At 66.6% G+C, this 14137-nt stretch carries 13 protein-coding genes; 7 read left to right on the top strand and 6 right to left on the bottom strand.

Annotated features, from left to right (window positions below):
• Positions 1 to 120 precede the first annotated feature (120 nt).
• Positions 121 to 1200 (top strand): glucosamine inositolphosphorylceramide transferase family protein, encoded by a 1080-nt coding sequence (locus DV709_RS06035; RefSeq protein WP_117592618.1) that lies wholly within the window; start codon positions 121 to 123, stop codon positions 1198 to 1200.
• 57 nt (positions 1201 to 1257) lie between these two features.
• Here DV709_RS06035 and DV709_RS06030 read toward each other — a convergent pair whose 3' ends face one another.
• From DV709_RS06030 to DV709_RS06020, 3 genes are all read right to left on the bottom strand, one after another.
• Entirely contained in the window at positions 1258 to 2268 is a 1011-nt protein-coding gene (locus tag DV709_RS06030; protein ID WP_117592616.1) for a GNAT family N-acetyltransferase, read from the bottom strand.
• Between the two features lie 74 nt (positions 2269 to 2342).
• Positions 2343 to 2564, bottom strand: a complete 222-nt coding sequence (locus tag DV709_RS06025; protein ID WP_137048512.1) for a hypothetical protein — start codon at positions 2562 to 2564, stop codon at positions 2343 to 2345.
• A gap of 41 nt (positions 2565 to 2605) precedes the next feature.
• On the bottom strand, positions 2606 to 4129 hold the full coding sequence (locus DV709_RS06020) for a right-handed parallel beta-helix repeat-containing protein (RefSeq protein ID WP_117592612.1): 1524 nt from the start codon (positions 4127 to 4129) through the stop codon (positions 2606 to 2608).
• A gap of 254 nt (positions 4130 to 4383) precedes the next feature.
• Between DV709_RS06020 and DV709_RS06015 the strand changes: the two genes are divergently transcribed.
• Positions 4384 to 5427 (top strand): class I SAM-dependent methyltransferase, encoded by a 1044-nt coding sequence (locus DV709_RS06015; protein ID WP_117592609.1) that lies wholly within the window; start codon positions 4384 to 4386, stop codon positions 5425 to 5427.
• Positions 5424 to 6401, top strand: a complete 978-nt coding sequence (locus DV709_RS06010) for a hypothetical protein (protein WP_117592607.1) — start codon at positions 5424 to 5426, stop codon at positions 6399 to 6401. The genes DV709_RS06015 and DV709_RS06010 overlap by 4 nt, the downstream gene beginning before the upstream one ends.
• 30 nt (positions 6402 to 6431) lie before the next feature.
• Here the strand turns inward: DV709_RS06010 and DV709_RS06005 are convergent, their stop codons facing one another.
• The gene (locus DV709_RS06005) at positions 6432 to 7562 is read right to left on the bottom strand and encodes a polysaccharide lyase (RefSeq protein ID WP_117592605.1); all 1131 of its coding nucleotides are present in this window, start codon (positions 7560 to 7562) and stop codon (positions 6432 to 6434) included.
• Between the two features lie 414 nt (positions 7563 to 7976).
• On the opposite strand from DV709_RS06005, the gene DV709_RS06000 reads away from it, so the two are divergent.
• Positions 7977 to 8981, top strand: a complete 1005-nt coding sequence (locus DV709_RS06000; protein WP_157972663.1) for a DUF1616 domain-containing protein — start codon at positions 7977 to 7979, stop codon at positions 8979 to 8981.
• On the top strand, positions 8981 to 9247 hold the full coding sequence (locus tag DV709_RS05995) for a hypothetical protein (RefSeq protein ID WP_117592601.1): 267 nt from the start codon (positions 8981 to 8983) through the stop codon (positions 9245 to 9247). Before DV709_RS06000 ends, DV709_RS05995 begins: the two co-directional genes overlap by 1 nt.
• 53 nt (positions 9248 to 9300) lie before the next feature.
• Here DV709_RS05995 and DV709_RS05990 read toward each other — a convergent pair whose 3' ends face one another.
• On the bottom strand, positions 9301 to 10116 hold the full coding sequence (locus tag DV709_RS05990; protein ID WP_117592599.1) for a hypothetical protein: 816 nt from the start codon (positions 10114 to 10116) through the stop codon (positions 9301 to 9303).
• 351 nt (positions 10117 to 10467) lie between these two features.
• Here DV709_RS05990 and DV709_RS05985 point away from each other — a divergent pair, with 351 nt between their 5' ends.
• Entirely contained in the window at positions 10468 to 11571 is a 1104-nt protein-coding gene (locus DV709_RS05985; protein WP_198665655.1) for a glycosyltransferase family 4 protein, read from the top strand.
• A gap of 81 nt (positions 11572 to 11652) precedes the next feature.
• A complete protein-coding gene (locus DV709_RS05980; protein WP_117592595.1) occupies positions 11653 to 12843 on the top strand; it encodes a glycosyltransferase family 4 protein in 1191 nt (396 codons plus the stop codon).
• A 63-nt stretch (positions 12844 to 12906) separates the two neighbouring features.
• Here the strand turns inward: DV709_RS05980 and DV709_RS05975 are convergent, their stop codons facing one another.
• Entirely contained in the window at positions 12907 to 14088 is a 1182-nt protein-coding gene (locus DV709_RS05975; RefSeq protein ID WP_117592593.1) for a glycosyltransferase family 2 protein, read from the bottom strand.
• Between the last annotated feature and the right edge of the window lie 49 nt (positions 14089 to 14137).

Raw genomic sequence — 14137 nt, 5'->3', positions numbered from 1 at the left:
GGCTCGCGTCGAATCGCAGGTGGCGACGTCCCCGAGTACGATCGGCCGGTGGAGGGTTCCCAGCCAGCGGTGCGCGCCTCCGAACTCGCCCGGTCACTCGGGCGCGGGAGTGACCGTCCGATGACCCGTCCCCGGTTCAGACCCGGCGACTCGAAATCTATCAGGGACGCGGCGTGGCTGGCCGGCGAGCGTCTCCATCGTTCGAAACTGCTCACGAACGGCGCTCACGCGGCGTCCGAGACGAGTCCGGTCGGCGAGTCGCCGTGGGACGCGTACGGCGAACCGCGGGCGACGCCGACGCCGTCGCCGGGCCCGTTCTCGCTGGTCCCCGGCCGCGGCGTCGTCAACCCCGTCGTCACCGCGGCGGACGTCACCGACTTCGGCGACGCCGACTTCGTCGCCGACCCGTTTTTGTTCGTCACCCCCGACGGCCGCTGGCACCTGTTCTTCGAGGTGTTCAACCGCGACCGGACGCCGACCGCCGCCATCGCCCACGCCGAGAGCGACGACGGCAGACGCTGGTCGTACGACCGGGTCGTCCTCGAAACCGACGACCACCTCGCCTTCCCGTACGTGTTCCGGTGGGACGACCACTACTACATGCTCCCCGAGCGCTGGAACCGCGAGACGCCCGCGAGCCCGATTCTCTACCGCACCGACTCGCTCCCGGGTGGCTGGTCGCCGGTGGCCGAACTCGTCGCGCCCGACCGCTTTCTGTGCGACTTCGTCGTCTTCAGACACGAGGACCGGTGGTGGGCGCTCGCCGGCAGCGACGACGACCGTGCCGACCTCCTGGCGTTCTACAGCGACGAACTCGAAGCCGACGACTGGACGCCCCACGCCGGCAACCCGGTCGTCGAAGGCCGGCCGACCGCGGCCCGTCCCGGCGGGCGACCGCTCGTCCGCGACGGCGACGTCGTCGCGTTCTTCCAGGACTGTGCGGCCTGCTACGGTCACCGGCTCCGGGGGTACGTCGTCGACGAACTGACGCCCTCGACGTACCGGGACCGCGAACTCCACAGTTCGCCGATTCTGGAGGGGACGGAGAAGCGGTTGGGGTGGAACTCCGGGCGGATGCACCACCTCGACCCCTGGCCGGTCGGCGACGGGTGGCGCTGCGCCGTCGACGGCAACATCGGCTTCGGCGGGCGGTTGTTCGGCCCCGACCACTGGGCCATCGGTATCTACGAGTCGCTCTGAGCGCCTCGGCCTCCGTCTCCGCGGCGCGTCGGCGTCGAGGGAGTAGGGTGGGGAAGTTTACACGAGAGACCGGACGCGCTCCGGGAGTCGGTTGTACAGCATCGACGCCCCGCGCATCCACGGCCGCTGCCGCTGCACGAGGTACAGCGCCCTGGGCACCGGCGCGAACTGCGACTTGTACCGACAGAGGCTCGGGACCATCCCCCCGACGAAGTCGTACCGCGAGAGCCCTCGTTCGGCGGCGTCGCGGATGGCGTACCACTCGACGAGTTCGTTGACCGGCACCTCGGCCTCTTCGACGTTGGCCGCGCTGACCCACGCGTATATCGTGTCGTCGAGTTCGACGGTGAGCCTCGCACCGACGAACCGGTCGTCGACGGAGAGCACGTACGGTCTGACGCAGCCGTCGGGGAGTGCGTCGTACAGCGCCTTGCAGAGTTCGACGGAGACACCGGCGTTCTCGTAGCGCTCGTGGTACTGGTCGACGGCGTACTCGATGCCCTCGTAGCCCCGCTCGGCGATGTCGTGGTCGTCGACGTCGCGGACGTACCGCCTCGTGCTTCGGCTGAAGCGACGCTTGATCTCCTCGGGCCCCGGTTCGAGGTCGAGAACGTACGTGTACGCCGGGCGCACGTCGAGGTCGGCCCAGATGAACGGACGCACGTCGGGGTAGCGGTCGACGGTTCGGATGTCGAGGTGGTCGGGGTCGATCTCCTCGTCGATCCACTCGCAGACCGCCTCGACGAACTGGTGGTTCCACATCTCCTGCTTCCGCTGTGAGAGGTGGTTGACGTCGAGCCACACCGGGCCCAGATACGGCACGTCGTGTTCGGTCGGCGGACAGCGAACCGACGAGAACGGTCCGACGCTCCCCTCGAACAGCGGGCATATCCCGAACACCTCCTCGCCTTCCCGCCCGACGAGCAGATGCAGCGTCGTGTCGCTCACGTCGCGCAGCACTTCGAGCGCTTCCAATCGGTGAAACGGCGTCGCGTGCGGCGCTCGCTCGACGTACGAGTTCCACGACTCGCGGTCTGTGCCCGTCGCTCTGGACACGGCAATGGTCATAGGAACTCTGTGCGAATGCCGACGGTATTAAACATCGTTTCTGTCAACGAACTGTCCATCTATCCGATATCCCGCTACAGTCGACCGGTCGATTCGGCGACCAGATACGCGGCGGCGACGGCGGCGGCGACGACGAACGCGAACCACACCAGACGGACCTGTGCGAGGAGGTCGCCGCCGCGGCTCGTCACGAGTACCACGGTGTGGAGGATGACGAAGGCGGCGACGCCCGCGGCGAACACGGCGAGCGCGACCGCTTCGGTCGGTCGTCGACTGAGGCTCTCTCTGACTGTCATCGTGTCTGTCGACGGGCGCATACGCCATAAAACGAGACCCGTCAGTAGGCGTTCGCGCTCCACCACCAGCGGAGGTTGTCGTCGCCCTGCTCGGGCGCCGTTCGATACGTGACTTCGATGGCGTCCCCGTCGTGCGTGACGCTGAACGGCCCCGCGGCGGCGGGTGTGGCGGGCGTCACGCTGACCGACCGCGGTTGTTCGGCGAGGCCGTGCTCCCACCGGAACGTCGACGTCGACCCGTCTCCGCTCTCCGTCTGGTCCCCCCGGTTCGTGGTGCGGTAGCCTGACGCGTTCGAGACGGTCAGTTCGGGCGGCGCGTCCTCGCCGAGCCAGAGCGGTCGCCTCTCGGCCCCTCGGAGGTCGATGTCCCGGAGCGTTATCGGACCGGTGTTCGACCCCGACGCGATGCGGACGTTGTGACTGTTGTTCGTCGACGCTCCGCCGTAGACGACCACGTGTCTCGGTGCGGCCGAATCGCTGCTACGAATCGTGATTCCACCGGCGTTGGGGCCGCTGTGGTCGTCCGACCGCGGATTCAGAATCGACGCTTGAACCCCGCCGTTGAGCAGGAGACCGGACTGACCGTTCGACCGCGTGACGACGTTGACCGCCGAGACGCGGCAGTTCGTCAGTTGGATACCGTGGCTCCCGTTTCGGTAAGCCCGACAGCCGACGACGTCGAACCGCGCGGCCACCTCGTCGGCTCCGACGCCGCCGTCGAGGATGAAGCCGCTCCGTCCGTTGTTCCGACTCAGACAGTTGTAGAACGCGTTGTCGAGCGACTCGCCCGGTACGGTCGTCCCCCTGTCGTTGACCCCGTCGACGCCGTTGTTGTCGGTGATACAGTGGGTGAGCCAGTTGAAGTACCCCCGACCCTCCGTATCGGCTCCCGGATGGATGCCGTGCCGGAAGTTGTCGTGCGCTCGGATGCCGTTGAGCACGCAGTCGTTGCACTCGTAGAGGTTGACCCCGTAGTACCCGCCGTTCTGCACCTCGGTGCCGTCGACGACGACCTGGTCGGCGTTGTTGAGCGCGAGCACCCCGAGATACTGTTCGCCGTCGGACTGATTGTCCCCGTCGAGGAGACCCCCGACGACCGCCGCCTGGGAGATGCTGTTCACCGAGATCACCGCGTGGTTTCCGCCGGCGGTGAGACGAGCGTTTCTGAGGTTCAACACGGTCCGCTCTTGGAGGTGGACCGGCCGCGAGACCGTGTAGTTGCCGACGACCTCGACGTTCTGTATACCGGCTTGCTGGGCGGACGCGTCGAGTGCGGCTTGGATGACCGCCGCGGGTCGTCGCCCCGATTCGATGGGGCCGTTCTCGGTCTCCGCGCGGACGATACCCTCGCGGTCCTCCCAGACGACGATCGACGGAGGCGTCCCCCCGACCTCGCCGCCGTCCGGCGTCCGTCCGTCTCCCCGAGAGCCGTCGGAGTCGAACAGGCCGAGACAGCCCGCAAGACCGGACACGCCGGCCACGCCGACCACCGCCGTCAGAAGGTCGCGGCGCGGCAGCGACGCGGCGTCCGACGAGCGGCCGGTCGGTCTGTCGTCCTCAGCCATTCGCCAACGCCCCATCTGCGACGGGTACACTCGAACGAGTTCCGGACATCGCTGAGGGAGGTTGTCGACGCACTCGGAAAACTGCTTCCGCGGTCATGGTGCACGACATACTCGCGTGCCAGACGCGTAAGTGTGCTGTGATATCCAAACTCTGACAGTAACTCGGTCGAGAAACACACCGTCTACGACGTACGAGCATATAATAGTACAGTGAACAACATATAATATGTAGTCGGAACTACAGTGGGGTATCGATGTGGCCACCGGAGTTGGAGTTCGTCTGCGGGGACTGCGGGTCCCGTCTCCGCCGTCGACAGCAGTCGCGGAACGGCCAGTGTCACAGCGACTGGCGAGTGGACGACGACGGCATCGTTCGACTGCTCGACGTCGACGACGACGCCGGTGCCGCCGAGGAGATCGACGCGCTCGTCGATGCGCTGCGTGTCGGCGACATGACGCCGTTCAAGCGGGCGGAGAAGTTCGAGTCGGAGCTCCGGCGCATCCGCCCCGACTTCGAGTACGAGTCGTGGCTCAACCCCGACCAGGCCGACTGGGTCCGTATCGAACCGTTGGCGGGGAAGACGGTGCTCGAACTCGGCAGTCGATGCGGGGCGCTCACCCGCTCGCTCGCCCGCCGCGCCGACCACGTCGTCGCCGTCGACACCGACCTCGACGGGTTGCGGTTCTCCGCGGCGATGCAGGAATCCGCGGAGACGGAGAACCTCACGCTCGTCCACGGCGACGCGACGGCGCTCCCGCTCGGCGACGATCAGTTCGACGTCGTGGTGGTGAACGGGGTGCTGAAACACGTCGGGGCCGACGAGTCGTCGGACGACCCCGTCCGCGCACAGCGGTCGTTTCTCCGACAGACCCGCCAGTGGCTTCGCCCGGACGGCCGCCTCCTGGTGAGCGAGTGGAACCGACTGGACCCGGTTCACCGCCTCGCCGCCGTCGTCCCGGCGGCCGTCGAGGGAGCCGTCCTCGATGCGGGCGGCCGCCGTCGCTCGCCGTCGGTTCGTCTCCACTCCGAACGCGGCTACGTTCGCCTGCTCGAACGAGCGGGCTTTCGGAACGTGACGGTCTCGTACGCCGTGCCGAATCGGCGTTCGCCGGCGTTCGTCTTCTCCGACGAGCGACTGCTCGCGGCGTTTCTCAGACGGAAACTGGTGTCGCTCGGCACGTGTCTGCACAGTTCGGTCTCCCCGCAGTCGCTCTCGCGCGTCCCGTTCCCGCCGGGAACCGCGCGTCTGCTGGGTGCACTCACACCGGCGTACAAGATCGGCGCCGACGCCTCATGATCGACGAACTGCTCGACCGAGTCGCCGACCGATTCGACGCCGACCGGTCGGCGCTGACGTACAGTCTGTACAGCGGGACGCGCGGACCGACCGGCTACATCACGCTGTTCGTCTACGAACACGAGGACCCGGTGACCGTCTGTCGGTTCGCCAGGTGGGACGACGCCGAGGTCCTGGGCGAGTGGGAGCGACTCACCCGACTCCGCGAACTCGTCGAGTCGTCCGACCGGCTCCGAGCGACCGTCGAGACGCCGCTGGCCGTCGAGAGCGTCGACGGGACGCCGGTCATCTTCAAAGAGTTCCTCGGCGGTCGACCGGCCCACTACGCCTTCCGGCGGTTCGACCGATGCGCGGAGCGGTTCCTCTCGAACGCCACCGAGTGGCTGGTCACGTTCGCCGAAGCGACCGCCGACGTCCGAACGTACGACAGCGACGAGAAACGACGGCGCCTCTCGACGTCGACGCTGCCGAGCGCCGGCGCGTACGTCGACCGATTCGCCGACTGCGAGCAGTTCTTTCTCGGCCCGACCCACGGCGACTACGACGGGACGAACATCCTCCTCGACGCGGACCTCGGAGTCCGGTCGGTCATCGACTTCGAGTATTTCCGCACCGACGGCGTCCCGCTCGTCGACTTCCTGAAACTCGTCGTCGAGACGGCGCTGTACGCGTTCGAGAGCTACGCCGAGGCGACGAACCGCGCGTTCTTCCGCGACTGTCCGTTCTCGCGCGCGGTCGGACGTTGCGTCTCGACGTACTGCGCCGGCCTCGGTATCGACGAACGTCGCTTCGTCGACGTGTTACCGCTGTACCCGGCGCTCAGACTCGGCCCGACGCCGAGGGCGGACCACACGCCGTGGAATCTCCGGTTCTACCGACATCTCTACGACACCCTCTCTCTCTCCGACGCCATCGTCTGGGCGCCGTCGGAATCGAAAAATAGCCGCGGGGAGTCGCCGCGCCGTCGCCCGTGACGGCGCTTCGGTTCGGGTGACTCGTTCGCGTCAGTCCAGCGGCCCGCTCGTCGACATCTGGAGCTTGTCGAAGTAGAACGAGTTGTCGCTGGGCGAGGTGTCGCTGCCGCCGTGGTAGATGTTGAACCACAGCGACTCCACCTTCAGGTCCTCGGTGTCGCGGAACCGGATGTCCGTCTTCTCCATCGCCTGCTCGCCGTCGATCCAGCCGCGGAGGATACCGTCGTTCTCGCCGGGCGTGTTGAGCTTGACGTAGCTGTCGATCTGGTAGTACTGGCCGGTCTCGATGGTACCGTCCCAGCTCCACCACTCGCCCCAGTTGTTCATATCTGCGTGGTAGCAGTAGTACGAGAGTTCGGCGCCGCCGTCGGCCGGCATGAACGCCATCCGCGCGGACCAGCCGTTCGTCCCGTCGGCGGGCTTACCGCCCCATCCGCCGCTGTCGTAGGTTCCCGCCGGGCCGGGGAGTTTCCCGCCGTCGGAGGTGACGTCGAAACCGGGGTCCAGGCGGAGGTAGTAGCGGGTCCAGAGCTCCTCGGGCTCCGACATGCCGTTGTCGCTGAAGTAGTACTGCATGTCGGTGCCGTAGTGGCTTCCCTCTTCGAGTTGCACCTGAAGCGCCGTGTCGCTTCGCGCCTTCTCGCCGTTGACGATGGAGTTCTGCTCCGACTTTCGGGCGTCGAACTTGTCGAGGTACGAGTCGTCGGCGAAGTCGATAGTGACGTCGGCGTTGGTCGTTCCGCCGGTGTCGCCGCGACCGTCATCGCCGGAGCTCTCGCCGCTGGCGAGCGTCTGCACGCCGTTGGCCATCTGGACTTTGAGCGCGTTCTCGTCGGTCCGAAGCCAGAGTTCGCCGGCCTCCGCGTTTTCGGGGTCCTGCTCTCGTGCCGGAATGCGGAACCGGTTCTGCGCGGTCAGGTCGCCGACCGCCCCGCGCCGCGGCAGCGGTGCGAGGTTCCACTGCTCGCCGTCGCCGATGTATCGGTTCCCCGTGTCCGTCGCCAGGAACTTCGCCCCTGCCGCCGGTTCGTACGTGTCGAGCTTCGACTCGACGTCCCGAACCTCGATGTCTTTATCAATCTTTTTGAAGTTCTCGTTTAGTGGTACGTTCCAGTCGGCGGTACCTTTCTTCGGTGTGTTGTAGCCGTGGTTTTTCGTCATAGATATTGGATTTTTGTACGGAGTTCTTCGAATTACGTTGCCCGTGCCGTTGCCTCGGTCGCTCGGCGGACAGGTCGCGTGGGACGTCCGCGACGCCGACTCAGCGTAAACCATCTCCCGGAACTATCAAATTTCATAGCTTCACATATCCTCGTGTAGACTCTGCTCCCCACGCATAACCGCAGTTTGTACAGTCGAAGGTAAATCTTCTGATTTTTCGGGTAAACACGTATTTACAACTAGATTTTCTATTCCCGTTCGCCGGACGCCGCGGCCCCGTCGACGGACGCGCGAGGACCGACCACGGAGTGCCGCCGCGAACTCGAATCGATATCGGAGACGAGACGGTCGCCACAACAGTCAGTTTCCATTCATGAGAATAGATTTATGTGCTAGATTACAGTTATCCGAACTGTGTCTGTTCGCGAATCGCTCGCCGCCCAGTTTCTCGACCTCGCCGTCTGTGCGGGCTTTCTGGTCGGCTACGTCGTACTGGCGTCGACGCTCGGTGTTCCGTCGCCGGGTATCGCCTTCCTGGGCGGTGTCTACGTCGCCTTCATCCCGGGGTACGCCGTCGTCTCGGCGCTGTTTCCGCGGGCCGAGGCCACCGCGCGGTTGGGGGGTGACGTCCGACGGCTCACGCTCGGTCATCGACTCGTCCTCTCCGTCGGGACGAGTCTCGTCGTCGCCGCGCTCCTCGGCGTGGTCCTCGCCAGTTCGCCGATCGGCCTGTTCGCCGGACCCGCCATCGCCGCCGTCGGCGCGGTGAACGCCGTCGGTCTCCTGGTCGCGGCGAAGCGCCGATGGTCGACCCCGCCCGACCGTCGGTTTAGTGTCACCCTCCCGCGCGGAACGTCGTTTCTCTCCGCGTCGAGCGGCCTCGAACGCGTCGTCACCGCGCTACTGGTGGTCTGCGTGTTGGTCGCCTTCGGGGGCATCGGGTACGCGGTCGTCACCCCCGAACGGGGCGAGACGTTCACCGGATTCTCGGTGCTTACCGAAGACGACGCCGGAGAGCTGACCGCGAGCGACTACCCGACGGACGTCGCCGCCGGCGAGGCCAGCGACCTCTACGTCGAGATAGAGAACGAGGAGGGGAGAGCCGTCGACTACACCGTCGTCGTGCTGCTTCAGGACGTCGACGGCGACACCGGAACGGTCAGCGAGAGTTCGGAACTCGCTCGGTTCGGGACGCGCGTCGCGTCCGGCGAGACCGCCGTTCGCCAGTTCGAGTTCCGACCGGAGCGCGTCGGGGCCGACCAGCGGGTACAGCTGCTGCTCTACGAGGAGTCGCCGCCGGCCGAGCCGACGAGGGCGAACGCCTACCGGTCGGTGCACTTCTGGACGACGGTCGGAGCGAGCGACCAGGCCAATGCCTCGGTCGCTCCGCCGACCCCGAGTTCGGGAGGGCCGACCTGATGTCGACTGGTCCGCACCGCCTCGTTCTCGTCACCGCCGTCTGGACGACGTTCGGAACGCTCTGGCTCGCGGTCGTCGACGCGCTCACACCCGGATTCGTCTTCGCTATCGCCCTCTCCGGATTCGCCGTCGCACTCGAACTCGCGTCTCCGTCCCACCACCGCCCGCCGTGGGTCGTCCGCGCGCGACACGCGCTCGTCGTCCAACTGGCGCTGTTCGGACTGTACGTGCCGCTCAGGCTGTACGACCTCTACATAGGATTCTGATTCGTTCGGGCTACTCGTCGGTCGTGAGCGCTGCCGGTCGAGGACGAACCGAGCTACGACTCGACGAAACAGTCAACCCGGCAACTGTCGTCGTCTCGGTCTCGTTCGGCGGTGACTCGGACCGGGCGGCCGAGCCCCACTGCCATCCCGGTGCCGAGAAGCGAGACAGTCGGATGGTCGAACCGCGTCAGCGGCGTGAGCGCGCAGCCGGTCAGTCTGAACGTGACTCGTTCGTCGGCGCTGTCGACGATTTCGGCGGTGTCGGCGAGACGGAACCCGTCGACGACCGCCTCGGCTAGTTGGTCGGCGAGGCGACGCGGGTTCGCGGCGAGCGCCTCGTTCGTCTCGTCGAGGTATGACTCGAGCAGTCCCACACCGACCGGCCGATGTCGCGGTTCCGACGACGTCTCTCGCGACGGTCTCACCGACGAGTCCGCCGCGTCGTCGACGAGCGTCAGCCGAACGTCGCGCTCCCCGTCGGTCGTCGACACCGAGGGGAGGTACACGTGGGCGGCCGACGCGTCGAGGGCGTCACGCCCGTCGACGTAGCTCCAGTAGAGTCGTTCTGCGACCGCCTCCGAGACCGACGTGTCCGGCGCGAGATAGTACGCGAGCGCCGCGACGTACAGTGCGACGGCACCCAGCGCGACGAACAGCCACCGTTGCGTAAACCAGCCGCCCGCCACGAAGAGCGCGCCCAGTGCGGCACTGACACCCGCCGCGACGACCCATCGCGTGGAGCGCGCCCGCTCGCGCGTCGGTCGGTCGAATCCCGACGGAGCCACGCGCCGGGCGACGCTGGTCGAGGAACTGTTGCGTCGGTTCTGCTCCGATCGATCGACGACGTCGGTGCGTTGTTTCTCGGTCATAGATGTTCGCTCTCTCCACAGTCACCGCGCTTCCGCTACGGTACGCTCACGTTCGGAGAGCACCGCTATTATAGTATGTATTATTTCTCCCATATTGTATTTGGATGGAGATACTGTGTCGACGTAGGTAGTATCTTCTCCAGTGATAGGCGAGATCGACGACCCCTTTCGACGGCTACCGGTCCGTCTCGGGCGACTCGCCCCGTCCCGGTGTCGTCACCCGGCGAACAGTTATGGGCGCTGCTCCTGAGTGATGACGTGAATGGGCGAAGCAGGAGCGACAAAACGACCGCGCGCGTCGATGCGACGAGGCGGTTCGACCGAGAGCGACCCCGAGGTGGCGCGCATCTGATGCGTATCGTCGGCTTCACCGACCTCCGGCCGTTCGAACTCGAAGCGCCGCTGTCGGCGATGGACGCCGAGAGCGTCGTCGTCTCGTTGGACTCCGACGCGAGCGCGTTCGAGCGAGCGGTCTCGCAGTTCCGGCGCGGGCGTGCGGCGCTCCGCGGCGGCGACACCGACGCGCTCGTCGTCTACAACGGCTCGGGAATGCTGGGCATCGTCGCGGTGGTTCTCAGCCTGCTGTACGGCGTGCCGCTCGTCGTCAGAGCCAACGGCGACCTGTTCAGACAGCACGACGAGAAGCGCGCAGAGTACCGTCGGGCGAACCAGTGGGCTCGGTGGCTCGGGTACCTCGGCCTCTCGGCGCTCACCCGCGCGACGTTTCGCTACGCGGACGGCTTCGTGGCCGTCTCCGAGTCGCTGGCGGAGACGCTCGCTCGGCGGACGTCGTGTCCCCGGGAACGGATTCGCGTCGTTGCCGGCCCGGTGACGCCCTCGCAGTACCGCCGAACCGCCGTCGCCGACGGGACGTCCGACGCCACCGGGACCATGACCGTTCTGACCGTGACGAACCTCCAGTACCACGGGAAGTATCTCGGCGTCTGCCGCCTCGTCGACGCGATGGTCGAACTCGGCGACCGCCGAGACGACGTCAGTTTCGTCGTCGCCGGCGACGGTCTGTACTACGACGCGGTCGAGCAGTACATCGACGAACGCGTCGACGACGACCCGCTGGACGCGCGAATCCACACGCTCGGATTCGTGAGCGACGTCGCGGGGCTGTACGCCTCTTCGGACCTCTTCGCCTACGTTTCCGAGATAGACGCGTACCCGAACGTCGTCATCGAGGCGCAGGCGGCGGGCCTGCCCGTCGTCGCCAGTCGCGGCTACGGTATCGACGAGCAGATAGCCGACGGCGAGACGGGGGTTCTCGTCGACGCCGACGACTCGACGGCGCTCGCGTCGACGCTCGACGACCTGCTCTCGGACGCCGACCGACGCCACCGACTCGGGACGGCCGCGGCCGCACGGGTCGCGGAACGCAACGCCCCCGAGACGCTCGGTCCGCAGATGCAGCGGGCGCTCGAAGCGATTCTCGCTCGGTGCGACTGAACCGCTGGGTCCGACGCTTCGGTCGGCGGGCGGTCGCAGTCGGCACAAACGCTATCTACGTGACTGCTGACTTGTCCCAAAATGGGATTAGATATCTTACAGTTACACCGGGGACCGGTCTACCCGCCGTCGAACGGCGAGGAAGTCCGCATCTGGGAGACGACGAAGGCGCTGGCTGACACCGGTCGCGTGTGGCTCGCGTACCCCGACGCCGACGGCGCGGAGTTCCCGCCCGGCGTCTACGCGCTCGACCTCGACAACCCGTTTCTCGACTACAAGGCGACGCGCATCTACCTCTGGAACGCGCTGTTGGGGCTCGGTTCCGACACGCCGATAGAGCGGCTGCAGACGCGGCTGACCGTTCGGACGGTCCGTCGCCGTCCGGTGGACTTCGACGTCGTCTGCAGCGAGTCGCCGCAGGTGCTCGGCGCGGCGCGACTGCTCGCCGACCACTACGACGCGGCGCTGCTGTTGAACAAGCACAACGCCATGTTCGACCTGCTCGACCAGCAGTTGCGTTCGCGGTCGATTCCCGGACCGATTCGACGGCGCGCGGTCGACAATCTCCGGGCGCACGAACAGGCGGGTATCGACGACGCCGACGCCGTCGTCTTCCAGTCGGCCGCCGACCGGGAGGCGTTCGACGTTCCCGACGGCGTCAGATGCGAAGTCGTCACGAACGGGACGAACTACGACGACATCGCCGCCGGCGGCGACCCGGAGGCGGTCCGTCGGCGACTCGGCGTCGGAGACGACAGAACGGTCTGCCTGTTCGTCGGCGCGTGCGACTACGAACCGAACGAGGAGGCCGCCCGCCGCATCGTCGACGAGTACGCTCCCGCGCTGTCGGACGTGGAGTTCGTCATCGTCGGCCGCGACCCGCCGAAGACGACGCGCGAGAACGTCTACACGCCGGGGTTCGTCGACGACCTGCCGGGGGCGCTCGCGATGGCCGACATCGCGCTCTGTCCGCTCACGATGGGGTCGGGGACGAAGCTCAAGATGATGGACTACCTCGCCGCGGGCCTGCCCATCGTGACGACGCCCGTCGGCGCGCAGGGTATCGACATCGTCGACGGCGAGACGGCGCTCGTCCGCGACGTGAGCGAGTTCGAGGCGGCGATTCGAGAGCTGTCGTCGTCTCCGGAGCTCGCAGCGCGACTGAGCGCGAACGCCCGAGCACTCGGGCGGCAGTACTCGTGGGACGAACTCCTCTCGGCGTACGACGACCTCGTCACCGACATCGCGGGGCGGCGCGTCGCTGTCGACTGACGGCTCCGCTCGACGGCGTCGGTAGGCGTTCAGAGCCGGGAGCTCACGGGCGACCCCGCGAGTTTACTCTTTGGTCGACGACTCGTTGGCCGTCTCCCACGTCACGACGTTTCGGCTGTTGACGAAGTTCCACGCGCCGACGACGAGGCTGTAGTTGCCGACCAGAAAGTAGTGCGGCACGTGGAACACGGTCGGCACCTTCCGTCGCCCGTCTTCGAGGAGATAACCGACGAGGCCGAACAGCAGGAAGCCGACGCCGGCCAGAAACGGGACGACGTACAGAAGCGACTTGGTCAGCGCGGCGAGCGTTCCCAGCGAAATGAACGCGACGGCGGAGAGCATCGGCGTGCTCCACCACAGCACCGTGTCGCTCGCGAACTTCACCGAGAATTTGCCGTACCGAAGCGGGTTCAGCAGGTGGAGGTACTGCGCGAGCGTGTGCCACGAGCGCGTCGTGATACGGACTTTCCGGTTGAGCTCCGCGTCGACGCTCTTTGCGGTGTGCTCTCGGGCGACTGCGGCGGGTTGGTAGACGACGCGCCAGCCGTCGCTGCGAATCGAGAGCGGTTCGGCGAAGTCGCTGATGGCGTCGGCGGGCAGCGGAACGTACGCCTCCGAGCGGACGGCGTAGATGGCGCCGTTGCCCTTGACGACCGACCCGACTCGGGACTCGTGCTGTTTGATGAAGCGGGTGTACTGCCACCAGATGGACTCGCCCTCCACGTCGTCGTCCTCGCGGGAGAGTCGGAGTTCGCCGACGACGCAGCCGACGTCCGGCCCCATCGACGAGACGAGTTCGCGGACCGCGTCGGGTTCGTACATCGAGTTCGCGTCCGAGAAGACGAGCACCTCGGCGTCGACCAGTTCGGCGACCTCGTTCTGACAGGCCGTCTTCCCGACGCGGCCCTCGATTCGTTCGAGGCGAATCCCGCGGTCGGCGTACGACCTGACGATGTCGTCGGTTCGGTCCGAGGAGGCGTCGGAGAAGACGACGACGTCGAGTTTCGACTCCGGGTACTCGAGTTCGAGACAGTTCTCCAGTTTGTCGGCGATGACGGCCTCCTCGTTGTACGCGGCGACGATGAGCGCGACCTCCGGAAGCTCGTCTCGCCCCCACCGCGGAGTCGTCGCCGGGACGACCGAAGCGACCGCCCACAGCCCGAGCGGATACAGCGCGTAGGCGTACACCACCAGGAACACACTGACGAGAAGCACTGCGACGAGTGCGCTCTCTACAACTGCCATATACAGAGATATCGCTGTCTTCTCATAAAAAATTAAAGTCAGTTGACAC

Source organism: Haloprofundus halophilus (genome assembly GCF_003439925.1).
Taxonomy (GTDB): domain Archaea; phylum Halobacteriota; class Halobacteria; order Halobacteriales; family Haloferacaceae; genus Haloprofundus; species Haloprofundus halophilus.
Note: the sequence above shows the minus strand (reverse complement) of the source record. Positions and strands in the feature narration are given on the sequence as shown.